The sequence below is a fragment of the Noviherbaspirillum saxi genome, assembly GCF_003591035.1.
Classification (GTDB): domain Bacteria; phylum Pseudomonadota; class Gammaproteobacteria; order Burkholderiales; family Burkholderiaceae_D; genus Noviherbaspirillum; species Noviherbaspirillum saxi.
In genome coordinates this window covers 640,781-664,454 of record NZ_QYUO01000001.1, presented here as the reverse complement: position 1 = coordinate 664,454, position 23,674 = coordinate 640,781, and the positions used below count along the sequence as shown (strand labels likewise).

The window sequence follows — 23,674 nt, the reverse complement described above, 5'->3', positions numbered from 1 at the left end:
AATGATATGGAAAATACCTCCATACGCGCCAGGTAAAAGTGCTGACAATCAACGAGCACCTAAAGACCGTGACTGAGCGTGGCATGCGCTGTAGATTCGCAATTGATCACGGATAAGGACATCAGAGTCATCATTTACAATGATGACAATACCGAATCATAGGTACTAACCGCGCCAGCACATTGCTGGACAAAACACCCCGTTTAAGAGGACGCTGCAATGAATCGTTCACAAGCCCTTAAATTACTCGCTCAGAGCAAATCAATTTTGGCTGCGCGTTACGGGGTGACGGACCTGGCCCTGTTTGGCTCAACCGCACGCGACGCGGCAAAGGCGGGTAGCGACATTGACGTCCTGGTTGCCTTCGACGGTCCAGCAACATCGGCACGCTACTTTGGCGTCCAGTTCTATCTCGAAGACCTGTTCGGCTGCGCGGTCGATCTGGTAACCGATAAAGCGCTACGCGCCGAGTTGCGTCCGTTTATTGAACGAGAGGCGGTGCATGTCTGAGTCCTCGCAACGAGAATGGCGGTTTTATCTCGACGACATGACCGAGTTCGTCGAGAAAGTAATCGCTTATACCGATGGTTTCGACCAGGCAAGTTTCGTTGCCAGCAGCCTGAATTATGACGCCACGGTGCGTAATCTTGAACTGACCGGCGAGGCGGCAACGCATATTCCGGATGTCGTACGTACAGCGAATCCGCAGGTTCCATGGCGGCTCATCATTGCCACACGCAACCGGCTGATCCACGGATATCTTGGCATCGATAACGACACCTTGTGGAGCATCATCCGAGACGACATTCCCGCATTGCTGCTCGAACTGCGAAATCTTAAAGAACAGCATCAGTGAGCGAGTACCAATATTACAAATTCGTTGCCATCGACCGGCCGCTTACCCGTAACGAAGTGGTCGAATGCCGTTCCCGCTCTTCACGGGCGACGATTACGGCGACGAGGTTCGTCAATGAATACAATTGGTGCAGCTGCCGACTTCCCCTTCAAGTGCCGCATGAAGATTTGACGAAGCGGTCATGGCGCGCCATGTCAAACGCGGGGCACTGTCCGCCGTCTGGTCGAGGCTGGGCTATGGTAGAAGTAGCGATCAAGCACGCCTGGAATTCCGCATCTCATGACTGAAGCCAATTTCGACGCGTCGTTATCGCGGCAAAATACTACGGGTGTTTCTCTCGCACTCGCCATTTCGCCTGCGGGGCGAGTCCATCTGGACATTCTTCCCTCGGATTCGGAGCAGCTTGCTCCCAGCACCACAACGCGTATTCGCAAAGCCTTCGAACGTAGCGCCGGCAGCGGCCTGTTGCATCTAGGGGCGAGCGAGCTTGCCAGTACGCTGACACCTTCGCTCGTCTTCGGTCGCGAACTTGCTCACCTGTTCATGGTTCGTCTTTGCGCATTGCCGGATCTGGCGCAGCAATGGCAGACTGTGCATATCGCGCCACCGCTTGCCGAGCTGGAACAGCTGGCCGCGCGTATGCCGCCTATGACGGGCGCCGAATACCTCGATCTCGTACGGCTGGAAGCGCTGTGGGTCGAGCTGCACACGACTTTGCGCGAAGAAATCGCCGCAGCAGGCGAAGATGTGCAGCGCTGGCTCGCACAAAAGCATCCGAGCTGGAACATGGTTGGCCGCGTGTGTTTTCATCTGGCGGAAAACAAGGCCAGCGAAGATACGCCATTCGCCTTTCTCGCCACCTATGTGGCAAATGTGTCGCAACAGGCACGTGCGCAGCATTTGCCGCTGGGACGCGCGCTGCAGGAATACGCCGGCGCAGCCAATCGAGAGGCACTACTGGCGCTGTTGCTGCCGGTGCAGCGCGCATCCGAGCAAAGTCCATGGCTGAAATCGCTGGTCGAATCCGGCGCAATATTTCATCCCATCGCATGGACACCGGGCGACGCCCATCGCTTCCTGCAAAACATTCCCATATTCGAAGCCAGCGGCATCGTGGTACGCATTCCGGACTGGTGGAAACCGCATCAGCCGCCGCGTCCGCAAGTGAAAGTCAATATCGGCAACCGGGCCAGCGGATTGGGGATGGATGCGCTGATGGATTTCAGCATCTCGGTCTCGCTCGGCGATGAACAATTGACGGAAGCGGAGTGGAAGCAATTGCTGACCGCCGGCGATGGCCTCGTGCGCTTGAAAGGACGGTGGGTCGAAGTCGATCGGGCCAAACTCGACGCAGTACTGGCACATTGGAAAAAAGTGCAGCGCGGTGCAGCCGGCGGCGAAATCACGTTTCTCCAGGGCATGCGCCTGTTGGCGGGTACTGCGTTGGAAAGCGGCGACAAGGATGTGCTTTCGGCATCAGTGGCGGAATGGTCCGGCGTCACGGCCGGCGACTGGTTGCAGGAAGTACTGGACGGCTTGCGTCATCCACAGGGTGAAGAGTCTGCCATACCGGAAATGAAAGCACAGCTGCGGCCTTATCAGCAGGACGGCGTGCGCTGGTTGTGGTGGCTGAATCAGCTTGGCTTGGGCGGCTGCCTGGCCGACGACATGGGACTGGGCAAAACCGTGCAGGTGCTGGCGCTTTTGCTGATGGCAAAGCAAGCCGCCGATCCCGGTCCGCATCTATTGGTGGTGCCCGCCTCCCTCATCGCCAACTGGCAGACGGAGATCGCGCGCTTTGCACCGAGCCTGCGCCTGCTCGTCGCGCATCCATCGGCGATACCGGCCAAAGAGCTCGCCTCGCTGCCGGCCGAGCGCCTGGCCGATATCGATGTCGTCATCACTAGTTACGGCAGCCTGCTGCGCTTGCCATGGATCGCGCAAACGCAATGGTCGCTCACAGTGCTGGATGAAGCACAGGCGATCAAGAACCCGGGGACGAAACAGACGCGCGCGGTGAAAGCACTCAAGAGCCGGGTGCGGCTGGCATTGACCGGTACACCGGTGGAAAACCGGCTGGGCGATTTGTGGTCGCTGTTCGATTTCATTTGCCCGGGCCTGCTCGGTTCCGACAAGGCATTCAGCCGTCTTGCCAAGCGCATGGCGGAAGATGAGCAGACCGGCTATGCGCCGCTGCGCAAGCTGGTGCAACCCTATATCTTGCGGCGTCTGAAAAGCGACAAGCGCATCATTGCCGATCTGCCCGACAAGACCGAAGTCAAGGCCTATTGTTCGCTGAGCCGGTCACAGGCACGCCTGTATCAGGAGTCCATCGACACCTTTGCCAGCCAGCTCGCCACCCTCGACGGGATACAGCGGCGCGGCGCGGTGCTCGCCTTCCTGATGCGCCTGAAGCAGATCTGTAATCACCCTTCGCAATGGCTGGGAGATGGGCGCTACGCCGGCGACGACAGCGGCAAGTTTGCCCGCCTGCGGGAAATCATTGAGGAAATCGCAGCACGCCAGGAAAAGTTTCTGGTGTTTACCCAATTCCAGGAAATGACCGCGCCGCTCGCCGAGTTCTTGCACAGTATCTATGGACAACCGGGACTGGTGCTGCACGGCGCGACGCCGGTGAAGGCGCGCAAGACCTTGGTCGATAGCTTTCAGAGAGAAGACGGACCACCCTTTTTCGTGCTTTCTATCAAGGCTGGCGGTACCGGCCTCAACCTGACGGCGGCCTCGCACGTCATCCATTTCGATCGCTGGTGGAACCCGGCAGTCGAGAATCAGGCAACCGACCGTGCCTATCGCATCGGACAGAAAAAAAATGTCCTGGTGCACAAGTTCATTTGCCGCGGCACCGTCGAAGAAAAAATAGACGCGCTGATCGAGGCTAAACTGGGGTTATCGAATGAGATTCTGGAGGGCGGTACAGAAATGCTGCTCTCTGAAATGGGTAACGACGAGTTGCTGCAGTTGGTATCGCTCGATCTCAAGCGCGCGATGGATGAGAAATGATGCGCCCATGCCGGTGCGATGCAGAAGGAGGATGAACCATGGCAAGCGACTTTTTCTACGGCGGGTGGCCGCCTTATGTGCCAGTGGCGGAACGCAAGCGCCAGGCCGAGCGCGCGGTCGCGTCGCTCAAGAAAAAAGGCCGAATCTGCACGCCGGTCGTCATCGAAGGACGCACCATTGCGCGTACCTTTTGGGGCAAACAGTGGTGCGTCCATCTGGAAACCTATAGCGACTATGCCAGTCGGCTGCCGCGTGGACGGACTTATGTGCGCAATGGCTCTGTGGTCGACCTGCAGATCGAAAACGGCAAGATCACTGCCCTGGTTGCCGGCTCCGACGTCTATCAGGTAGAAATCAAGGTGCATGCGCTGAAGGACAAGCTCTGGCAAGCCATCCTCAAGGAATGCGCGGGCAAGGTTGCTTCACTGGTCGAATTATTGCAAGGTCGCTTGTCCGATGCCGTGATGGAAGTGGTCACGCGCAGTGATAACGGCCTGTTTCCTGCGTCGGAACAGATCAGCTTTCGTTGCAGCTGCCCCGATTCCGCGTGGATGTGCAAGCATGTCGCTGCCGTGCTGTACGGTGTCGGAGCCCGTTTCGACCATCAGCCGGAACTGCTGTTTTTGTTGCGCCAGGTAGATCCGCAACAACTGATTAGTCAGGCGGGCAGCCTGCCGATATCGGAGACCGGTGGACACCAGCCACTGCAGGATACCGATCTCTCCGCGCTATTTGGTATCGAACTGGGTGAAACCCCGGTTCCGCAGGCTGCGCCAGCCGTACCGAAACCCGCATCGCCGGCCAAGAGCGTTCCGGCCGCCAAGGCAAAGCCGACAACACGCCGCAAGGCCGCAAAAACCCTTACCGCCAGCGATCTGAGCGCACGCGGCATCCCGCGCCATATGGTGCAAAGCTGGCTTGCCTCGGGCGTACTGCTGCATTCGGGACAACGCGGCGTCTATCTCGCCACGAAAGAAACCCCCAAGCGTATCGACGCCTATCTGCAACGGCGCATGGAATCAGACAAGCAAAAGCAAGGCAAACAAAAACAGAAACGCGCATGAATCTGGATTACGCCACCCTGGAATTGCTGCGCCAGAATCATCCTGCCTGGCGTCTGCTGCGCTCCGACCATGCGCCGCTGGTGGCCAGTTTCCTGCATCGCGTCTTCATCGCGCCGAATAGGCGCGAAATCGCGCAGGCGGATCTGGCCGAAGCACTGGAAGATGAATTGTTCGGCCTGCGCGAACGCCTGGGCCGGGATGCCTTTCCCAAGTCCGCGCTCGACTACCTGAATGACTGGACTGCCAACGAACGCGGCTGGCTGCGCAAGTTCTACCGGCAAGGTTCGGATGAGCCGCAGTTCGACCTGACTCCCGCCACCGAAAAGGCGATTGCCTGGTTGGACACACTGACCGCGCGCGCCTTCGTCGGCACCGAGTCGCGACTGCTGACACTGTTCGACCTGCTCAGGCAGATGAGCGAAGGCAGCGAGTCCGATCCGCAAACCCGCATTGCGGAACTGCAAAAAAGACGTGATGAAATCGATGACGAGATGGCACGCATTCTGGCGGGTGATATTTCCTTGCTGGACGATGCCGCATTGAAGGATCGCTTTCAGCAGTTCATCGCTCTGGCGCGCGAGCTGCTGGCTGATTTTCGCGAAGTCGAACACAACTTCCGCGGACTGGACCGGCGGGTGCGCGAACGTATTACGCTTTGGGAAGGAAGCAAAGGCGCATTGCTTGAGCAAATCACGGGCGAGCGCGATGCGATTGCCGATTCGGACCAGGGAAAAAGCTTTCGCGCGTTCTGGGACTTTTTGATGTCCAACCGCCGGCAAGAAGAATTGACGGCCTTGCTGGAACGGGTGCTGGCGCTGCCGCCCGTGGCCGAGTTAACGCCTGACGCTCGCTTGCGGCGCATCCATTACGACTGGCTGGAAGCCGGCGAACACACCCAGCGCACGGTCGCGCTGTTATCGCAGCAGATGCGCCGCTTCCTGGACGATCAGGCCTGGCTGGAAAACCGGCGCATCATGGATATCCTGCATGGCATCGAGAGCAAGGCGCTGGCCTTGCGACAGATGCCGCCTGCCGGTGCGATCATGGAAATCGCCGATACCGCCGTCGATGTCGAATTGCCGATGGAGCGGCCGCTCTACACGCCGCCGCTCAAGCCGCTAATTGCCGACGCCGCGCTGGCAGCGGGCGATACCGATGTCGATGCCGCCGCACTGTTTTCGCAGGTGATGATCGACAAGACCGCATTATTGCGCCATGTCCGTCATTCGCTGCAGCAGCACAGCCAGGTCAGTTTGCGCGAGCTGTGCCAGGCGCGTCCGCTGGAACAGGGATTGGCGGAACTGATTGCTTACCTGCAGCTGACGGGAGAGGATTTCAAGACATTGGTGGATGAAGAAACAAGCGACACCATTGTCTGGCAAGACCGTGGCACGAGCAGCGGCGAGCGCATGAAGCAGGCGCAACTGCCGCGCGTGATCTTCGTGAAATAAGGAATCAAAGAGGAATCAAAGGAACAGGGATCAAAGGAACAGGGATGGAAGATCCTCACATCGAATCACCGGCCGCCGGCCACGACTTGTCGGCTGTCGTAGTGCCGCTGCTCAAGGGCGTGATTTACCAGGAGAGCGATGCTGCGGTCTGGAATGCGCTGCTCAAGCTGCAGGCCCGGGTGCGCGACTATATCGCCGTGCTTGGGCTGGAACTGACGCTGGACGAAGCCGAAGGCTATGCCTTCGTGCGTTCGCGCACCGGGGATGAAGAAGAAGGAACAGCAAAGCTGCCCCGGCTGGTGGCCCGGCGACCGCTGTCGTTTCCGGTCAGCCTGCTGATGGCATTGCTGCGCAAGAAGCTGGCCGAATTCGATGCGGGCGGCGGCGATACCAGACTGGTGCTGTCGCGCGACGACGTGGTCGACATGATCCGCGTCTTCCTTCCCGAAAGCAGCAATGAAGCCAAGCTGATCGATCAGGTCGATACGCATCTGAACAAGGTCGCGGAACTGGGTTTCATACGGCGCCTGAAAACAAGCGCGACTCCGGAAGCGAGCTTCGAAGTGCGGCGCATCCTCAAGGCATTCGTCGATGCGCAATGGCTGTCCGAGTTCGATGCACGCCTGTCAGCCTATCGTGCCTTGGCGCAGAGAGGCCAGCGCGATGAATAAGCCGCTGGAACTGGATTTTTTCGCCGACGACAGTCTTTCCGGATTTCGCCTGCACAGGCTGGAGGTATTCAACTGGGGCACCTTCGACGGCCGGGTGTGGACACTGCATGCGGACGGCCATAACGCCCTGCTCACCGGCGACATAGGCTCGGGCAAGTCGACGCTGGTCGATGCCGTGACCACGCTGCTGGTACCGGCACATCGGATTGCCTACAACAAGGCTGCCGGCGCCGATGCGCGCGAACGCACGTTGCGCTCCTACGTGCTCGGGCATTACAAGTCCGAACGCAATGAAAACAGCGGCACCGCTAAGCCGGTCGCCTTGCGCGACCATAACAATTATTCGGTGATACTCGGCGTGTTTCACAATGCCGGCTACGACCAGACCGTGACGCTGGCGCAGGTATTCTGGATGAAGGACCTGCAGGGGCAGCCGGCGCGTTTCTTTGTCGGCGCCGAAAAGGCGTTGGCCATCGCCACCGATTTCGCCCATTTCGGTTCCGATATCGGCGCCTTGCGCAAGCGTCTCAGAAGTACGGGCGCGGAAACCTTCGACAGCTTTCCACCGTATGGCGCCTGGTTCAAGCGCCGTTTCGGCATCGACAATGAACAGGCGCTCGAGTTGTTCCATCAAACCGTGTCGATGAAGTCCGTGGGCAATCTGACCGACTTCGTGCGCAATCACATGCTGGAACCCTTCGATGTCGCTCCGCGCATGGCGGCGCTGATTGCGCATTTCGACGATCTCAACCGCGCCCATGAAGCCGTGCTGAAAGCCAAGCGCCAGGTGGCGCTGCTGACGCCGCTGGTCGCCGATTGCGAACAGCATACCGAACGCACGACGGCGATCGAAGCATTGCGGATTTGCCGCGACGCGCTCAAAACCTGGTTTGCCGGCCTGAAAATGGCCCTGCTGGAAAAACGCCTTGCCTCGCTCGACGAAGAATGGGTCAGGTTGAATGCACATGTGCAGCGCCTGGACGAGCGCAGCACCGCATTGCAGAACGAGGAACGAGAGCTCCGGCGCAGCATCGCCGAGAATGGCGGCGACCGTATCGAACGGCTGGCCGCCGAGATCGACGCCAGGGATTTTCAGCGCCAGGAGCGTCAGCGCAAAGCGGAACGTTATGCCGGGTATGTGCGTGCGCTAGGGATGGCGCCTGCGCCGGATGCGGACGCCTTCATCGCGCAACGGCAGGAATTCGCGGCGCTGGCGGACATGACGCAGGAATATGGTGCGGCACTACAGAACGAATTGACCGAATCAGCGGTAACGCTGCGCCAGGGCAAGCTGGAACATGAAGCGCTTGCCGCGGAAATCGCCAGCCTCAAGGCCAGGCGCAGCAACATCCCCGTCGAACAGATAGCGATGCGGTCCGCGCTGTGCGCCGCGCTCGATCTGTCCGAAAGCGACATGCCGTTTGCCGGCGAACTGCTGCAGGTGCGCGATGACGAGCGCGACTGGGAAGGCGCGGCCGAGCGCCTGCTGCGCGGCTTCGGTCTGGCCCTGCTGGTACCCGATGCGCATTACACGAAGGTCGCCGCATGGGTCGACCGTACGCATCTGAAGGGACGCCTGGTCTACTTTCGGGTGCGTCCTGCCGGCCGCAAGGATTTGCCGGCGTTGCACCGGGATTCACTGGCGCGCAAACTGGCGATCAAGCCCGATTCCCCGTTCTACGACTGGCTGGAGCGAGAAATCGCGCATCGCTTCGATGTCGCCTGCTGCGCAACGCAAGAGCAATTCCATCGCGAACCGCGCGCCATCACCCGTGCCGGCCAGATCAAGGCTCCCGGCGAGCGGCATGAGAAGGACGACCGGCACCTTATCGCCGACCGCGGCCGCTATGTGCTCGGCTGGACCAACGCTGCCAAGGTCGCCGCGCTGGAAGCGAAGGCGCGGCAACTCGAAAACCGGCTAGGCGAAACCGGCAGCCGGATAGGCGCACTGCAAGGTGAAATGCAGCTGCTGAATACGCGCAAGCAGACGTTGTCCAAGCTCGACGAATATCCCGATTTCCGGGAACTCGATTGGCAGCCGCTGGCGCTCGAAGTAGCCCGGCTGATGGACGAAAAAAAGCAATTGGAATCCGCCTCGGATCTGCTCAAGGAACTGGCCCAGCGTCTGGAAGCGGTACAGAAAGCGCTGGCGGAGAATGCGCTGGCGCTGCGTACCAAAAACCAGGAACTCGGCAGTGTCACAAACCGGCAGGAAAATGCCACCACCCTGCAAGAAGAAACCCGGGCATTGCTCGACGACCCGGCCAATGCCCTCCATGCCACCAGCTTCGATGCGTTGGAGAAGATGCGCGAAGAAGCGCTGGGCGAACATCACCTAAGCGTGGAATCCTGCACCAACCGGGAACAGGACATGCGCCAGTGGCTGCAGGCCAGGATCGATGCCGAAAGCAAAAAACTGGAACGATTGCGCGACCGGATCATCGATGCCATGCGCGCGTATTGCCTGGCATACCCGCTCGATACGCAAGAAGTGGATGTGAGCATCGACGCCGGCTTCGAATATCGCGCCATGCTGCAAACGCTGCGTGGCGACGATCTACCCCGCTTCGAGGCGCGCTTCAAGGAACTGCTCAACGAAAACACCATTCGCGAAGTCGCCAACTTCCAGTCGCAGCTGAACCGCGAACGCGAAACCATCAAGACGCGCATTGCCACGATCAACGAATCGCTCAACCAGATCGATTACAACCCGGGACGCTACATCGTGCTGGAAGCGCAAATCTCTCAGGATGCCGATATCCGCGATTTCCAAAGCGAACTGCGCGCCTGCACCGAAGGTAGCCTGACCGGTTCGGACGATGCGCAATATTCGGAAGCCAAGTTCCTGCAAGTCAGGCAGATCATCGAACGCTTCCGCGGACGCGAGGGACAGGCCGAGATGGACAAGCGCTGGGCGGTCAAGGTGACCGATGTACGCAACTGGTTCAGCTTTGCGGCGTCGGAACGCTGGCGCGAGGATGGTGCCGAGCACGAACACTATTCGGATTCCGGAGGCAAGTCCGGGGGCCAGAAGGAAAAGCTCGCCTACACCATTCTGGCGGCGAGCCTGGCCTATCAATTTGGCCTGGAATGGGGTGCAGCGCGCTCGCGTACCTTCCGTTTCGTGGTGATCGATGAAGCATTCGGACGCGGTTCGGACGAATCGGCGCAATACGGCTTGAAACTGTTCCAGCAGTTGAACCTGCAATTGCTGATCGTCACGCCGTTGCAGAAGATCCATATCATCGAACCCTTTGTCTCCAGCGTCGGCTTCGTGCACAACGACGAAGGCCGCGCATCGAAGCTGCGCAATCTCAGCATCACCGAATATCTCGCCGAGAAAGCGGCGCGCCGCGCATGAGCTGGACCACGCCTGCCGACCTGCGCGCCCAGGTAAAAAAACTCTGGGACAAAGGCCAATTGCTGGCTTGCCTGATCGACGACGAGGGATTGTTCCCGTTGCGACTGATACTCAAGTATCCCGGTTCGGCAGAGCTGTCGGAACACTTCGATGCGGTGCGCATCTGGATCGCGGATTTGCAGCACGGCGCAAAGCACGGCGCGCGTCCCGGATATCGCCTGGTGCAGCGCGAAGTCAGGCATCGTGTCATCGGCACCAATGCCTTACCCCATGAGGCCTGGATCGACACCCTCGACGATGCGCTGGCACTCATAGGAATGCGGCGTGAAGCCGAACAATTCCGCGCTCTTGCAGCACTAACCGGCGCAAATCAGCCTGCCCTGCTGCCCTGGCTGAAAAAACGCCCGCTGCGCGCACTGGAACTGGCTGGAGACTGGCCGCGCCTGCTCGATATCGTCGGCTGGCTGCAAGCCAATCCGCGCCCCGGCATCTATCTGCGGCAGGTCGATCTTCCCGGCATGCACAGCAAGTTCATCGAAGCGTATCGCGCCAGCCTGTCGGAAATGCTGGATCTCGCCTTGCCTGCGGAAGCGATCGACACTTCCGTCAACGGCGCGGCAAACTTTGCGCGCCGCTATGGCTTCCGCGACAAGCCGGTGCGCCTGCGCTTTCGGCTGCTCGACCCGCAGCGCGCGCTGCTCGCGACCGGTTCCGAGCAGGATTTCACGGTTACGCACGATACCTTCGCCCGCCTCGATCCCGATGCGTCACGGATATTCATCACCGAAAACGAAATCAATTTTCTGGCTTTTCCGCCGATGGCCGACAGCCTGGTGATCTTCGGTGCCGGCTATGGCTTCGACATGCTTGCCGAAGCCGCGTGGCTTCATCGGCGCGCCATTTACTATTGGGGCGACATCGACACGCATGGCTTTGCGATTCTTGACCAGTTACGCATGCTGTTTCCGCATGTCCGCTCCTTCCTGATGGATCGCGACACCCTGCTCGCTCACCGGCAGCAATGGATAATCGAACCCCAGCCGACCCTGCGCGACCTGCCCCGTCTCGACGATGTAGAACGCATGCTGTTCGACGACTTGCGCGACAACCGCCTGGGCCGGCACATACGGCTCGAACAGGAGAGGCTCCGGTTTGGCTGGATTGAAGAAGCGCTGGCCGGACTATGGCAAGGATAGAAGCGTCATCCTGGTCAGAAAGGGAGGTCATAGAAGTCATCGGCGACAGGCCGGCGACGCAGCTTCTTCAGCCAAGCCTTGATACCTTTCGCACTCTCCAGCGCCTGCAAGTCCTGCTCGATTTCGCGATTGCCCAGCTTGATGCTTGCGATGTCGCAATCAAGGTCGCGCATGACGGTTTCGGGCTTTATGCTGACAAATGGAGAAAGATGGAATTGAGCGCAAAACGCAGATTCAACGCGCATCAATTCCTGCTTGAGTTCGGCGACCTGTTTCTTCAGGATAGCGTTGTAATGCCGCAGGCGCTCTTCATCGAGCCTGCTGATGACATTGCGGTCGATATGTTCCAGTTCAAGCTGCAGTTCCAGTAGCTGCAACAGATTCTGCTTGTCATAGGCTTGGTTGATACGTTGCATCAGTGCGGTCTTGCGAAGACGTTCTTCAGGATCGGTTTCGCGGTCCGGGTGCAGGGCACTGGCGAGCTTGCGATAAATCTCGCGGATCGACTGGTTGATTTTTCTGGCATCTTCTTCGGCCTGCGCTTCCTTCTCCAGTTGCTTAGCCGTTTTCTTTCGCTTGGCGCGCCGTTCTTCCTCTGCCTGTCTTTTGGCTTCGTAACCGGCCTGCTGTTCCTCAAATTGCGCCTGCATTCGCTGCACGATCTCTTCCGGCGAATCGAGTCTGGTATCGTCCCCCAGGTCGACACCGAACATGTCTTCGAGCATTCCCTTCATGACCTGTAATGCGGCAGCTTCGGTGGCTTCATCGCCGACGTCATCCGGGCCGCTGTACTTGTCGTGGATCGCCGTCAGCTCGGGGTCATCGCGTTCTGCGAGTACCTCTTCGGCCAGACCGACGATCAGTTTCTGCAACATGTTCCGCTCGGCACGGGTAAGGCCCTTTTGCTCTGCGGCATGATCGAGAGCGTATATCAGTTTGATCTGCAATTTCGTTGTGGCGTCCAGCAGAGGCACCAGTTCGCGCGTGTATTTTTCCTGGTAGGCCGTGGATGCCGTATCCCAGGCGGCAAGCCGGGTGCGAAGTTTTTCGATTTGCAGTATCTGACTGTTGAAAGTCTTTTGAGCTTTCGACAGCGAATTGTCGCTCCCGGCAATCTGGACGGGAGCAAGTTGCGGCTTGAGCATTGGTATGTTCCGTGGTCTTCAATTACAGTCGGATTTCTTGCCGAACAGCGGGAGTTTTTCAATGAAATGGAGGAGCGGCTCCAAAGGGAACGTCTATTCTACCGGGCCGTTTGCTTGATGCATCCCGAACCAAAGCGGCCGTGACAGGGAGCAAATACAGGTAGCTTTCCGGGCAATCGAAACAATAGGCCAAAATCCTGATCGAGGACAACGGATACAATAGCAATCATCGACAAGTTATATCTATCCTGACTTGCAACCTCTGGCAACATAACGACACTCCCATGCCCATCCTGACCGAACTCAACCTGTACCCGATCAAGTCCTGCGCCGGCATCTCGCTGCGCGAAGCCACGCTGACAGCAGCCGGATTGATGTCGGACCATATCTACGACCGCGAATGGATGGTGGTCGATGCGGCCGGACAGTTCATGACGCAGCGCGAGTATCCGAAGATGGCGTTGATCACGCCGCGCATCAAGGCCGACACGCTGGAATTGCGTGCGCCCGGCATGCTCCGGCTGGAAGTCCCGCTCGGCTTGCCGGACCCATCCGAAGAAATCACGCTGGACGTGAAGGTTTGGGACGATACGGTGCGTGCCTACGATTGCGACGAAACGACAGCGACCTGGTTCTCCAAATATCTCGGCGTGCCATGCCGCCTGGTGCGTTTTCATGCCGAAGCAAAACGCACGGCCAACACCGAATGGACCAAGGGGATTGAAGCCCCTACCCTGTTTTCCGACGGCTATCCGATGCTGGTGATATCGGAAGCATCACTAGTCGACCTCAACGACAAATTGCAATCGCAAGGTCGACAGGCCTTGCCGATGAACCGGTTCCGTCCGAATATCGTCATCAACGGGATTGAAGCGTTCGAAGAGGATGTCGTCGAGTCGTTCAAGATCGGTAGCGCGCTGCTCAAGCCCGTCAAACCCTGCCCGCGCTGTCCAATGCCATCGGTGGATCAAGCCACCGGCGAATTCGGCCCCGATCCGCTTGAAATTTTGCAAACCTATCGCGCCAACCCCAAGGTCAATGGCGGCATCACGTTTGGCATGAATGCCATCATGCTCGAAGGCGAAGGCCAGTTGCTGCGTGTCGGCCAGGAAGTCGACGTCATCATCTCATTTTGAGCAGGCGTCCTGTAACGCAGGCGCCTTGTGGGCATGCGGCCCACGCGGTAGTATCTGGAATCTTTTCCTATTGATTCCGCATGCATCTGCCGGCGCAGCCGCTGAATCGCTGATGTGTGCACACCATCATGCCCCATCACATGACATGGAGCTTTCGGCGATGACGCACGATCTGGTTGCGGAAAACAGACGGCTGCGCGAGCAACTGACGCAATTGCTGGAGCAGGCACAGCAGAATCAGCAGATCCTGCTGCGTCATCAGGCTTTCGACCTGCAATTCATCTCGGCCGGCAGCCTGCGCGAACTGCTTGATACGGTATTCACCACCTTCGCCCAGTCGGCCGGGCTCGATGTCGTCACCCTGGCATTGCTCGATCCGGATTACGATATCCGCCGCATCCTTGTCGACCTCAACATTCAGTTGGCCACCCTGCCGCATCTGCTATTCGTACAGGAAGAAATCGAGTTCGGCGAACTGGCGGGCCGCCTGTCGAGGCCGGTGTTGGGAGCCTATTCGGAAGAATTGCATGGCCGCGTGTTTCCCGAACCGATTGCGCCGCCGGCCAGCGTAGCAATCATCCCGCTGATACGCCATGGCCAGCTGATCGGGTGCATGAATCTGGGCAGTGCGGATGGCGCGCGCTTCGCTCCGGCACTTGGCACCGACTTCATTGAGCATCTGGCATCGATCGTCGCGATCTGTGTTGAAAATGTGATCAATACCGAACGCCTCAAGCACATCGGCTTGACCGATCCGCTGACAGGCGTGAACAACCGCCGTTACATCGAACGCCGGCTGCACGAAGAAATCGGCCGCTCGTTCCGGCAAGGCTACGCGCTGTCCTGCATGTATATCGATATCGACCATTTCAAGCAGATCAATGACCGCCTCGGTCATCAGGCCGGCGATGAAGTGTTGCGCGGTGTCGCCGCGCGCATCAAGGCGGAGTTGCGATCGAGCGACGCGCTGGGTCGCTTTGGCGGCGAGGAATTCGTGGTGCTGCTGATCGATACCGAACAGGCCGATGCGGTGAATGTAGCGGAACGCATCCGGCTAGGGATCGCTGAACATCCGCTGATGCTGATCAGCGGACAAACGCTCGACGTGACCGTCTCGCTGGGGGTGGCGGCACTCGACCATCAGATAGCTGAAGATGCGGTAGGGTCTGTCGCAAAGGGCCTGATCGCGCAGGCGGACAACGCACTCTATCAGGCCAAGGAAGCAGGACGCAATCGCGTCATCGCGGCGAAAGCCGTTGCAGCCTGAGGGCGAGACGACAACAAGGCAAGGAGGCCTCAGGATGCATCTGCCTGCGCCTTATCCGCTGCCTCGGCTACCAGGCGCTCGTACTTGGCCTGTAACTGTTCCTTGCTTTCCCGCCAGGCGGGATTGAACGGAATGCACTCGACCGGGCAGATTTGCTGGCACTGCGGTTCATTGAAATGCCCGACGCATTCCGTGCATTTGGCCGGATCGATCTCGTAGATCTCCGTACCCATGTAGATCGCGTCGTTCGGGCACTCGGGCTCGCATACGTCACAATTGATACATTCGTCGGTAATCATCAATGCCATAACAACCTCTGTCTTGCTGCCTTGCTGCCTTGCCGTCTTTGCAGCACGGATGGCTTATTTGCCGCTGGCAGCCATTTTTTCCTTCAGCCATTTCTCGACCGAAGGGAATACAAATTTGGAAACATCGCCGCCGAGCGTCGCGATTTCGCGCACGATAGTGCCCGAAATGAATTGGTATTGATCGGATGGCGTCAGGAACATGGTTTCGACATCGGGCAACAGATATCGGTTCATCCCAGCCATCTGGAACTCATATTCGAAATCGGATACGGCCCGCAGGCCGCGCACGATGACGCGCGCATCATGCGCCCGAACGAAATCCTTCAACAGACCGGAAAAGCTTTCGACCTGTACGTTCGGATAGTGGCCGAGCACTTCATTGGCAATCGACAGCCGCTCGTCCAGCGAAAAAAAAGGCCGCTTGTTCTGGCTGTCGGCAACACCTACCACTAGCTTGTCGAACAATCCCGAAGCGCGCCGTACCAGATCTTCATGGCCGCGCGTGAGTGGATCGAACGTGCCTGGATAAACTGCTGTGACCATCTTGGCTCCCTAACCAGTGATGAAACGATTTCCGGAACGCGCATTATGCCTGAATTTCCGACATGCTTTTGCGCTGCAGCAAGTGGTAAAACACCATGCCCGCCTTGTCTGCCCGCACCACCGTCCAGCCGGCCAGCCATTCGGGCGGGTTATCATCGTCAAACGCTGCATTTAACGGCGTTTCAGCTTCAGCATATACCAAGCCGCCATCGGCTAATAGTTGCCGACACAACGGTAGTATTTTTACCAGCCACTCCTGGCGATAAGGCGGATCGAGAAAGATCAGCTGGAATCGCGCGCCCTGTCTGACCAAGCTCTGGGCCGCAGCTAATGCATCGCCGCGCCGCACCGTTACCTGCGTCGCCTTCAGCTTTTCGCGTGTCGCATCGAGCTGGCGTATCGCGGCCGCGTCGCTTTCCAGCATCAACACCTCCGCGGCGCCACGGCTTGCCGCTTCAAAACCGAGTGCGCCGGTACCGGCAAACAGGTCGAGGCAGCGCACCGCCGCCCAATTTCCGTCGAACAAATGGTTGATCCAATTGAACACCGTTTCCCGAACCCGATCGGGTGTCGGGCGCAATCCTTCTGCATCCAGCACCGCCAGTGGCGTGCGCTTCCATTGGCCGCCGATGATGCGTACCTGCCGCGCTGCATGGGAATGGCGCGGCGCCGGCTTGGCCTTGCGGCTGGTCGTCACCGGACTATTTCCCATTGCCGACCACCACGGTCGACATTTTGTCGAGCGACAACTTGCGATTGAATGCGGCCTTGATATCAGCGGCCGTCACCTTGGCGACCTTGGCGGTCCACGTATCGAGATAATTCAGTGGCAGATTATAGAAACCGATGGCAGCCATGTTGTCCAAGATCTTTTTGTTGTTGTCGATCCGTAATGCGAAACCGCCGATCAGGTTGTCCTTGGCAGCCTTGATTTCCTGTTCGGTCGGACCGTCACGCAGGAATGCGGTCATGGTGTCCCGAACCACCGTCAGCGCCTGGTCGGCCTGGTCTTTCTGTGTCTGGAGGCCGGTCTGAAACGGGCCGAGCTGGGCAAGCGGGTTGAAATAGCTGTACACACTATAGGTCAGGCCGCGCTTTTCCCGCACTTCGCGGGTGAGGCGCGAGACGAAGCCCCCGCCACCCAGGGTGTAATTTCCGACCAACAATGGGAAATAATCGCTGTCGCCGCGCGCGATTGCGGGCATTCCCAACAGGATGTGTGCTTGCGATGCGGGATGGGCAATGCGCTCCTCCTGGGGCAACGACAATTCGACTGATGGCAGGCTTGGCAATGGCGCACCCTGTGGCAGTCGCACGGTTAGCTGCTGCGCGATTGCTTCGGCCTCGGCGCGATTGATGTCGCCGATGATGGAAACAATCGCGCGATTGGCGACGTAGTGCGTTCCATGGAACGCAATCAGATCGTCGCGCGTGATCGGCTCCACCGATGCGACCGTTTCATGCCGTGCATACGGATGCGCTCCATACAGCAGACGCCAGAACGCCTTGTCCGCAATCGACTCAGGCTTGGTCTCGCTTTCACGGATTGATGAAATCATGCGTGCCTTGTCGCGCGCCAGGAAATCTTCGGGAAAGCTTGGATGCGCCAGCAGACGCGCCAGCAGCGCGACCGATGCATCGCGCTCGGTGCGGCTGCTCAGGGTACGCAGGGACGCGCCGGCACGATCGCCGCCGGCTCCGCCTCCGCGCTGGGCTGCAGTGTCGGCGAAGGCATCCGAAATCTGCGCTTCCGTCATCGCCGGTTCCGCCTGTGCTGCGGCCGCTTCGCGCAGGCCGCGTGCCAGCATCGCATTGGTCAGGGCGGCAACGCCGGATTTGCCTTGGGGATCACGACGCGATCCGGCATCGAATTCCACGCTCAGGTCGAGCACCGGTATCGAATGGTTTTCGACGAACAGCACGCGTGCGCCATTGGCGAGATTCCATGACTGGATTTGCAGCGCAGCCTGCGCCGGGGCGGTGGCGGCAAAGCCGGCCACCAGGCCGGCCATCGCAAGAATGAAGCGTTTGTACATGTTCAATTCCGTGGTTTTCCGTGGTTAGTGGCGCAAGCCCTTGGGCGGTGGCGCGGCTTTTTTCTCGGACAGCGGGAGCGGCACCAGCGTCGCGACAGTTAGCGCATCATCGCCGAAATATTTTTGTGCGACCGCCTGCACTTGCTCGGCGGTCACTATCTTGAGCTTTTCAATGATGCGATCAATCTTGGTATGCGAAAGTCCGGTCATTTCCATGACACCGATTTCCATTGCCTGACCAAAGATCGAATCCCGCTTGTAGATCTGGCTGGCGATCAGCTGGGTCTTCACGCGTTTGAGTTCTTCCTGCGAAACGCCTTCCTTCGCAATGCGATCGACTTCGGCGCGCAGCAATTTTTCCAGTTGCTCGGTGGTCGTCCCATTGGTCGGCGTACCGTCGAGCAGGAACAGTACCGGACCGCGCGCAACATTCGAATACCCGGCGCCGGCCGAATTGGCAACCCGGTCGGTACGTACCAGTTTCGCATTCAGGCGCGCGTTGTCGTAGCCGTCGAGGATCGCGGCCAGCACATCGAGCGCGTGCGATTCATCGTCTTTTTCCACATCGCGCAGGGTCGGCGCCTTGAATGCCATCACGACATACGGATTCTCGGCCGGCGCCTTGACCGTGATGCGGCGGATGCCGCGCTGCGGCGGCTCTTCCTGCGGCCTGGTGGTCGGCACCGCCTTGCGCGGCACCTTGCCGTAATGCTTTTGCGCCAGCGCCAGCACCTTGCTGGCCTCGACATCGCCGGTCACCACCAGCACCGCATTGTTGGGCGCGTACCAGCGGTCGTACCAGTTCTTGGCATCCTGCACGGTCATGCTTTGCAGGTCGGACATCCAGCCGGCAATCGGATGATGGTAAGGATGGGCGGAAAACGCGGTTGCGTTCAGGGTTTCATACACCTGCGGAATCGGCTGATCCTCGGTGCGCCAGCGTCGCTCTTCCATTACCACGCGGATTTCACGTGTGAATTCATCCTTGTCGAATACCAGATTGGCCATGCGATCCGCTTCCAGGGCCATGACCTGCTCCAGCTTGGATTTTTCGATCTGCTGGAAATAGGCGGTGTAATCCTTGCTGGTAAAGGCATTTTCGCGACCGCCGAGGGCGGCGACGCGCTGGCTGAATTCGCCTGGCTTGAGGGTCTTGGTACCCTTGAACATCATGTGTTCCAGCGCATGCGCAATGCCGGTCGTGCCATTGTGCTCGTCCATCGCCCCGGTCTTGTACCACACCATATGGGCGACGGTCGGAGCCCGATGGTCTTCCTTGACAATGATTTTCATGCCGTTATTCAACATGAACTCTTGTGCAGTGTCCGCTGCCGCGCTGGCGACCGCAGGCAGCCAGTTCAGCACGCACGCCGACAGCAATACGGCGATCCGAAATTTCATGGTCTATGCTCTGATAAAATACGGGGTTGGTAATGATGCAGCAGGCGCACGGCTGGATGGCAAGGCAGCGCCGCGCATCAAATGAGGTTCCGATTGTATCTTCTTTCGGCGACGTGACTGAATGCGCGCCGGACTGCCTTTTCTCCCCCTGCCCGAATGTTTAGTTTCTTCAAGAAAAAACCGAAAGACACGCCTGCGCCCCAAGAACCGGCCGTTCAGGCCGAGGCACCCGCCGCCGAAGTCCCGACCAGTCCTGCCCCGGCCCCGGTTGAGCAGAAATCCTGGTTTGGCTTGTTCAAGCGGGATGTCGCGCCGGCGGCGCCAGAACCGGTACAGGCACCGGTACAGGAACCGGTGCCGGTCCCTGTACCGGTGCCTGTACCGGTTGCAGCACCTGCGCCCGCGCCGGTGCCTGCTGCGCCCTCAGCGCCCGCACCCGTGCCTGTCGCCGCACCCACGCCGATTCCGGCGCCCGTGCCGGTAGCACCGCCTGCCGCAGCGAAAGCCCCGGCACCCGTCGAGGAGGAAGAAGGCGAAATCGTTCCTGCCGCGCCGCCTGCGCCCGAGCAAAAGCAGTCATGGATGCAGCGCCTCAAGGCCGGCCTGTCGAAAACATCGACCAACCTGACCACCCTGTTCGTCGGCGCAAAGATCGACGAGGATTTATACGAGGAGCTCGAATCTGCACTGCTGGTATCGGATGCCGGCGTCGAAGCCACGCAATTCATCCTCGACGCGTTGAAAAAGAAGGTAAAGAGCGAGAAGCTGACCGATGCTCAGCAGGTCAAGGCCGCCTTGCGCACGCTGTTGATCGACATGCTGACGCCGCTGCAAAAGCCGATGGTGCTAGGACGCCATCAGCCCATGGTGATGATGATCGCCGGCGTGAACGGCGCAGGCAAGACGACCACGATAGGCAAGCTGGCAAAGCACTTGCAGGCGCACCATCAATCGGTGCTGCTCGCGGCTGGCGACACCTTCCGTGCGGCTGCCAGAGAGCAACTTACCATTTGGGGCGAACGCAATAACGTGTCGGTCATTTCCCAGGAATCGGGCGACCCGGCAGCGGTTGCATTCGACGCGGTGCAGTCGGCGCGCGCGCGCGGCACCAATGTGGTGATGATCGACACGGCCGGACGCCTGCCGACCCAGTTGCACCTGATGGAAGAACTGAAAAAGGTGCGTCGCGTGATCGCCAAAGGCATGGCATCGGCACCGCACGAGGTGCTGCTCATCATAGACGGCAATACTGGACAGAACGCGCTGGCGCAGGTCAAGGCGTTCGACGATGCGCTCGGCTTGACGGGCCTGGTGGTCACCAAACTCGACGGCACTGCCAAGGGCGGCGTGCTGGCCGCAATCGCAAAGACGCGCCCGGTTCCGGTGTACTTTATCGGCGTAGGCGAAAAGATCGAAGACTTGCAGCCATTCAATGCCGAAGAATTCGTCGACGCGCTACTGACATGATCGAATTCAACAGGGTGTCCAAGCAATACGGTCGCGGCGGCGCCGCGCTGTCCGACGTGACGCTGTCGATTGCAAAAGGAGAACTGGCATTTCTGTCAGGGCCCTCCGGCGCCGGCAAGTCCACCCTGTTGAAGATGATCGCGGCAATCGAACGTCCGACTTCCGGCAGCGTGCTGGTTAACGGCCAGGATATCGGGCAATTGCCCGCCTCCGGCATTCCCTACTTGCGGCGCAATCTGGGTTTGATGTTTCAGCCCGCCAACCTGCTGAGCGATCGTACGGTGCTGGCCAATGTGATGCTGCCCTTGCTGATCACCGGCGCGCCACGCAACGAAGCCGAAAAGCGCGCACGTGCGGCGCTGGACAAGGTAGGTCTGACGGACAAGGCGCTGTCGGAACCCCTGGCCCTGTCCGGCGGAGAACAGCAACGAGTTGCCATTGCGCGCGCCATTGTCAACCGCCCGCAAATCATCCTTGCCGACGAACCTACCGCAAATCTTGACCGTGCCAGCGCAGGCAAAGTCATGGATGCATTAATGGCGTTTCATGTGGCCGGCGTGACCTGCCTGATTGCGACCCATGACGAAGCGATATTGCGTGGTGCGGACCGTATCATTCGGTTGCAGGCGGGACGCCTGATCGACACCCCGGCGGCCGTTGGGGAGACGCTACCATCATGAACTGGATCACCCAACATATCGCAGCATTGCGGGATGCCGTCGGGCATGTGAGGTCTTCGGCCGGCAGTTTTGTGCTTAATGTGCTGGTGGTGGCGATCGCGCTGGCACTCCCGTTTGCCGGGTTGACGATACTGGAAAACGTCAGGCCGATATCGGAACAGCTCGCGGTCGAACCAGAAATCAGCCTGTTCATGTCGCTTGATACACCGCGGGAACGCGCGACCGCTCTTGCCACGCAGATTCGGAATATCGTGCAGGCGTCGCAAAGCACCGGTCGCCTGGAGTTCATCCCGCGCGAGCGCGCGCTGACGCTCTTGAAGGACAAGACCGGGTTATCGGATGCGATTACCGCGCTGGGCGAAAACCCTCTTCCGGACGGTTACGTACTCAAGTTGTCGGGCGTGCAGAATTCCGGCGACGCGGCACGGGTGGAAGCGCTTGCCGCCAAGCTGAAAGCCTTGCCGGGAGTCGAATATGTCCAGATCGATTCGGCATGGGTCAAGCGACTGGCCGCATTGATGCAGGTGTTGAGGCTCGCATTGCTGTTCCTGGCGACGACACTTGGCGTGGTCGTGGTTGCAGTGGTATTTAATACGATACGTCTGCAGGTGATGACGCAACGCGAGGAAATCGCGGTGTGCCGGATGTTTGGTGCCACCGATGCATTCATCTGTCGCCCGTTTTACTATTCGGGCGCCCTGTTGGGGCTGATGGCTGGCGGCCTTGCGCTTGGCGTGGTCATGGTGGGCTTGCAACCTCTTAACGATGCCGTGATGGAGTTCGCCCGTTTGTATGCGTCTGAATTCCGCCTTGCGTCCTTGGACGGTTTCACTCAATTTGCTCTGCTTGCTACAAGTGCCGGGCTAGGCTTGGTCGGGGCCTTGATGTGCGTTAAGCGGCATTTGGCAAAACTTTAATTTCGTCCCTTTCAAGTCTGCTACGGCTTTTTTCTTTGAGCTCCCGCAACTTATCTCATGCGACGTAGCCTAAAGTCACCCTCACTAATCGTTACAGTTGCGCAATAGCTGCGCGCTATCAGCTTTGTTGAGATCATCGATTAGCACTCATTAAATGAGAGTGCTAATATAATGTTCAAAGAGTGGATCGCAAGCACATTTGTGGCGATCGCTGCTTTGAGAAGCAAGGAGAAAGAATGAAAACAACTGCACAGTCTGCATTGGTTCCGGCCGGTAATACTGCCTTGACTCTCGGGTTTTCTGGCAACCTTGGCAACATCGAAGCCTATATTTCGGCGGTCAACCGTATTCCCATGCTGACGCATGAGGAAGAGACGTCCTATGCGCGGCAGTTCCGTGAGAATAACGACCTTGCCGCTGCACAAAAGCTTGTCATGTCACACTTGCGGCTGGTGGTATCCATTGCCCGCGGCTATCTCGGCTATGGACTGCCGCACGCAGATCTGATTCAGGAAGGCAATATCGGTTTGATGAAAGCGGTCAAGCGTTTCGATCCGGATCAAGGTGTACGCCTTGTATCGTATGCAATGCACTGGATCAAGGCGGAAATGCATGAGTACATCTTGAAGAACTGGCGTTTGGTGAAGGTGGCGACAACCAAGGCCCAACGCAAGCTGTTCTTCAATCTGCGCAGCCACAAGGAAGGTCTGGACGCGATGACACCGACCCAGGTCGATGAACTCGCACGGACATTGAATGTGAAGCGCGAAGAAGTCATCGAAATGGAAACCCGCATGTCAGGCCATGATATTGCGCTGGATGCACCGAGCGATGACGAAGATGACAAGTTCGCGCCGATCGCCTACCTGTCCTCCGAGGCAAGCGAGCCGACGAAAGAACTGGAGGCCCGCCAGTATGACCGCTTGCAATCGGAAGGACTTGAAGCCGCGCTTGGCAGGCTGGATGCGCGTTCCCGCCGCATCGTTGAAGCGCGCTGGCTGGCAAACGACGATGGTTCCGGCGCGACGCTGCATGAACTGGCAGACGAATTCGGTGTGTCTGCCGAGCGCATTCGTCAAATTGAAAGCGCGGCATTGAAGAAAATGAAAAGTGCGCTGGCTTCCTATGCTTGATATGCATGTTTGATTACAGCC

20 protein-coding genes are annotated in these 23,674 nt (G+C 58.9%); 14 read left to right on the top strand and 6 right to left on the bottom strand.

From position 1 onward, the window contains the following. The first annotated feature begins 219 nt into the window (after positions 1-219). From D3871_RS03280 to D3871_RS03240, 8 genes are all read left to right on the top strand, one after another. Entirely contained in the window at positions 220-510 is a 291-nt protein-coding gene (locus tag D3871_RS03280; RefSeq protein ID WP_119767601.1) for a nucleotidyltransferase family protein, read from the top strand. Then, on the top strand, positions 503-856 hold the full coding sequence (locus D3871_RS03275) for a HepT-like ribonuclease domain-containing protein (RefSeq protein ID WP_119767600.1): 354 nt from the start codon (positions 503-505) through the stop codon (positions 854-856). The genes D3871_RS03280 and D3871_RS03275 overlap by 8 nt, the downstream gene beginning before the upstream one ends. A 279-nt stretch (positions 857-1,135) precedes the next feature. Further along, entirely contained in the window at positions 1,136-3,877 is a 2,742-nt protein-coding gene (locus D3871_RS03265) for a DEAD/DEAH box helicase (protein ID WP_119767598.1), read from the top strand. A 38-nt stretch (positions 3,878-3,915) separates the two neighbouring features. Next, positions 3,916-4,941: an SWIM zinc finger family protein gene (locus D3871_RS03260; RefSeq protein ID WP_119767597.1), complete on the top strand. Its 1,026-nt coding sequence runs from the start codon at positions 3,916-3,918 to the stop codon at positions 4,939-4,941. After that, positions 4,938-6,392, top strand: coding sequence for a DUF3375 domain-containing protein (locus tag D3871_RS03255; RefSeq protein WP_119767596.1), 1,455 nt, complete (start codon positions 4,938-4,940; stop codon positions 6,390-6,392). Before D3871_RS03260 ends, D3871_RS03255 begins: the two co-directional genes overlap by 4 nt. A 44-nt stretch (positions 6,393-6,436) precedes the next feature. Then, positions 6,437-7,063 carry a DUF4194 domain-containing protein gene (locus D3871_RS03250; protein WP_119767595.1) on the top strand — a complete coding sequence of 209 codons (627 nt, stop codon included), beginning with the start codon at positions 6,437-6,439 and terminating at the stop codon, positions 7,061-7,063. Next, positions 7,056-10,424, top strand: coding sequence for an ATP-binding protein (locus tag D3871_RS03245; RefSeq protein ID WP_119767594.1), 3,369 nt, complete (start codon positions 7,056-7,058; stop codon positions 10,422-10,424). Before D3871_RS03250 ends, D3871_RS03245 begins: the two co-directional genes overlap by 8 nt. Continuing rightward, positions 10,421-11,620, top strand: coding sequence for a Wadjet anti-phage system protein JetD domain-containing protein (locus D3871_RS03240; RefSeq protein WP_119767593.1), 1,200 nt, complete (start codon positions 10,421-10,423; stop codon positions 11,618-11,620). Before D3871_RS03245 ends, D3871_RS03240 begins: the two co-directional genes overlap by 4 nt. A gap of 14 nt (positions 11,621-11,634) precedes the next feature. On the opposite strand, the gene D3871_RS03235 is transcribed toward D3871_RS03240, so the two are convergent. Then, positions 11,635-12,765 carry a J domain-containing protein gene (locus tag D3871_RS03235; RefSeq protein ID WP_119767592.1) on the bottom strand — a complete coding sequence of 377 codons (1,131 nt, stop codon included), beginning with the start codon at positions 12,763-12,765 and terminating at the stop codon, positions 11,635-11,637. A gap of 284 nt (positions 12,766-13,049) precedes the next feature. On the opposite strand from D3871_RS03235, the gene D3871_RS03230 reads away from it, so the two are divergent. Continuing rightward, positions 13,050-13,901: an MOSC domain-containing protein gene (locus D3871_RS03230; protein ID WP_119767591.1), complete on the top strand. Its 852-nt coding sequence runs from the start codon at positions 13,050-13,052 to the stop codon at positions 13,899-13,901. 160 nt (positions 13,902-14,061) lie between these two features. Further along, positions 14,062-15,168 carry a GGDEF domain-containing protein gene (locus D3871_RS03225; RefSeq protein WP_119769857.1) on the top strand — a complete coding sequence of 369 codons (1,107 nt, stop codon included), beginning with the start codon at positions 14,062-14,064 and terminating at the stop codon, positions 15,166-15,168. Positions 15,169-15,197: 29 nt separating this feature from the next. On the opposite strand, the gene D3871_RS03220 is transcribed toward D3871_RS03225, so the two are convergent. The 5 genes from D3871_RS03220 to D3871_RS03200 are packed head-to-tail and all read right to left on the bottom strand — an operon-like array spanning position 15,198 to position 19,456. Further along, the gene (locus D3871_RS03220) at positions 15,198-15,476 is read right to left on the bottom strand and encodes a YfhL family 4Fe-4S dicluster ferredoxin (RefSeq protein WP_119767590.1); all 279 of its coding nucleotides are present in this window, start codon (positions 15,474-15,476) and stop codon (positions 15,198-15,200) included. Between the two features lie 54 nt (positions 15,477-15,530). Next, positions 15,531-16,019, bottom strand: a complete 489-nt coding sequence (coaD, locus tag D3871_RS03215) for a pantetheine-phosphate adenylyltransferase (RefSeq protein ID WP_119767589.1) — start codon at positions 16,017-16,019, stop codon at positions 15,531-15,533. Between the two features lie 43 nt (positions 16,020-16,062). After that, complete coding sequence (gene rsmD, locus D3871_RS03210; protein ID WP_119767588.1) at positions 16,063-16,731, bottom strand: 16S rRNA (guanine(966)-N(2))-methyltransferase RsmD; 669 nt, start codon at positions 16,729-16,731, stop codon at positions 16,063-16,065. Continuing rightward, positions 16,721-18,055, bottom strand: a complete 1,335-nt coding sequence (locus tag D3871_RS03205) for a M16 family metallopeptidase (RefSeq protein ID WP_119767587.1) — start codon at positions 18,053-18,055, stop codon at positions 16,721-16,723. Before D3871_RS03205 ends, rsmD begins: the two co-directional genes overlap by 11 nt. A gap of 24 nt (positions 18,056-18,079) precedes the next feature. Next, positions 18,080-19,456: a M16 family metallopeptidase gene (locus D3871_RS03200; RefSeq protein ID WP_119767586.1), complete on the bottom strand. Its 1,377-nt coding sequence runs from the start codon at positions 19,454-19,456 to the stop codon at positions 18,080-18,082. Positions 19,457-19,612: 156 nt separating this feature from the next. Here D3871_RS03200 and ftsY point away from each other — a divergent pair, with 156 nt between their 5' ends. From ftsY to rpoH, 4 genes are all read left to right on the top strand, one after another. After that, complete coding sequence (gene ftsY, locus D3871_RS03195; protein WP_199724720.1) at positions 19,613-20,923, top strand: signal recognition particle-docking protein FtsY; 1,311 nt, start codon at positions 19,613-19,615, stop codon at positions 20,921-20,923. Next, entirely contained in the window at positions 20,920-21,603 is a 684-nt protein-coding gene (locus tag D3871_RS03190; protein WP_119767585.1) for a cell division ATP-binding protein FtsE, read from the top strand. The genes ftsY and D3871_RS03190 overlap by 4 nt, the downstream gene beginning before the upstream one ends. Further along, entirely contained in the window at positions 21,600-22,520 is a 921-nt protein-coding gene (locus tag D3871_RS03185) for a cell division protein FtsX (RefSeq protein ID WP_119767584.1), read from the top strand. Before D3871_RS03190 ends, D3871_RS03185 begins: the two co-directional genes overlap by 4 nt. Before the next feature lie 236 nt (positions 22,521-22,756). Next, positions 22,757-23,653 carry an RNA polymerase sigma factor RpoH gene (gene rpoH / locus D3871_RS03180; RefSeq protein WP_119767583.1) on the top strand — a complete coding sequence of 299 codons (897 nt, stop codon included), beginning with the start codon at positions 22,757-22,759 and terminating at the stop codon, positions 23,651-23,653. Positions 23,654-23,674 lie beyond the last annotated feature (21 nt).

What these genes read in the sequence shown, in the direction of transcription:
- D3871_RS03280 (WP_119767601.1), top strand. Translation starts at nt 220, where the DNA reads ATGAATCGTTCACAAGCCCTTAAATTACTCGCTCAGAGCAAATCAATT.
- D3871_RS03275 (WP_119767600.1), top strand. Translation starts at nt 503, where the DNA reads ATGTCTGAGTCCTCGCAACGAGAATGGCGGTTTTATCTCGACGACATG.
- D3871_RS03265 (WP_119767598.1), top strand. Translation starts at nt 1,136, where the DNA reads ATGACTGAAGCCAATTTCGACGCGTCGTTATCGCGGCAAAATACTACG.
- D3871_RS03260 (WP_119767597.1), top strand. Translation starts at nt 3,916, where the DNA reads ATGGCAAGCGACTTTTTCTACGGCGGGTGGCCGCCTTATGTGCCAGTG.
- D3871_RS03255 (WP_119767596.1), top strand. Translation starts at nt 4,938, where the DNA reads ATGAATCTGGATTACGCCACCCTGGAATTGCTGCGCCAGAATCATCCT.
- D3871_RS03250 (WP_119767595.1), top strand. Translation starts at nt 6,437, where the DNA reads ATGGAAGATCCTCACATCGAATCACCGGCCGCCGGCCACGACTTGTCG.
- D3871_RS03245 (WP_119767594.1), top strand. Translation starts at nt 7,056, where the DNA reads ATGAATAAGCCGCTGGAACTGGATTTTTTCGCCGACGACAGTCTTTCC.
- D3871_RS03240 (WP_119767593.1), top strand. Translation starts at nt 10,421, where the DNA reads ATGAGCTGGACCACGCCTGCCGACCTGCGCGCCCAGGTAAAAAAACTC.
- D3871_RS03235 (WP_119767592.1), bottom strand. Translation starts at nt 12,765, where the DNA reads ATGCTCAAGCCGCAACTTGCTCCCGTCCAGATTGCCGGGAGCGACAAT.
- D3871_RS03230 (WP_119767591.1), top strand. Translation starts at nt 13,050, where the DNA reads ATGCCCATCCTGACCGAACTCAACCTGTACCCGATCAAGTCCTGCGCC.
- D3871_RS03225 (WP_119769857.1), top strand. Translation starts at nt 14,062, where the DNA reads ATGACGCACGATCTGGTTGCGGAAAACAGACGGCTGCGCGAGCAACTG.
- D3871_RS03220 (WP_119767590.1), bottom strand. Translation starts at nt 15,476, where the DNA reads ATGGCATTGATGATTACCGACGAATGTATCAATTGTGACGTATGCGAG.
- coaD (WP_119767589.1), bottom strand. Translation starts at nt 16,019, where the DNA reads ATGGTCACAGCAGTTTATCCAGGCACGTTCGATCCACTCACGCGCGGC.
- rsmD (WP_119767588.1), bottom strand. Translation starts at nt 16,731, where the DNA reads ATGGGAAATAGTCCGGTGACGACCAGCCGCAAGGCCAAGCCGGCGCCG.
- D3871_RS03205 (WP_119767587.1), bottom strand. Translation starts at nt 18,055, where the DNA reads ATGTACAAACGCTTCATTCTTGCGATGGCCGGCCTGGTGGCCGGCTTT.
- D3871_RS03200 (WP_119767586.1), bottom strand. Translation starts at nt 19,456, where the DNA reads ATGAAATTTCGGATCGCCGTATTGCTGTCGGCGTGCGTGCTGAACTGG.
- ftsY (WP_199724720.1), top strand. Translation starts at nt 19,613, where the DNA reads ATGTTTAGTTTCTTCAAGAAAAAACCGAAAGACACGCCTGCGCCCCAA.
- D3871_RS03190 (WP_119767585.1), top strand. Translation starts at nt 20,920, where the DNA reads ATGATCGAATTCAACAGGGTGTCCAAGCAATACGGTCGCGGCGGCGCC.
- D3871_RS03185 (WP_119767584.1), top strand. Translation starts at nt 21,600, where the DNA reads ATGAACTGGATCACCCAACATATCGCAGCATTGCGGGATGCCGTCGGG.
- rpoH (WP_119767583.1), top strand. Translation starts at nt 22,757, where the DNA reads ATGAAAACAACTGCACAGTCTGCATTGGTTCCGGCCGGTAATACTGCC.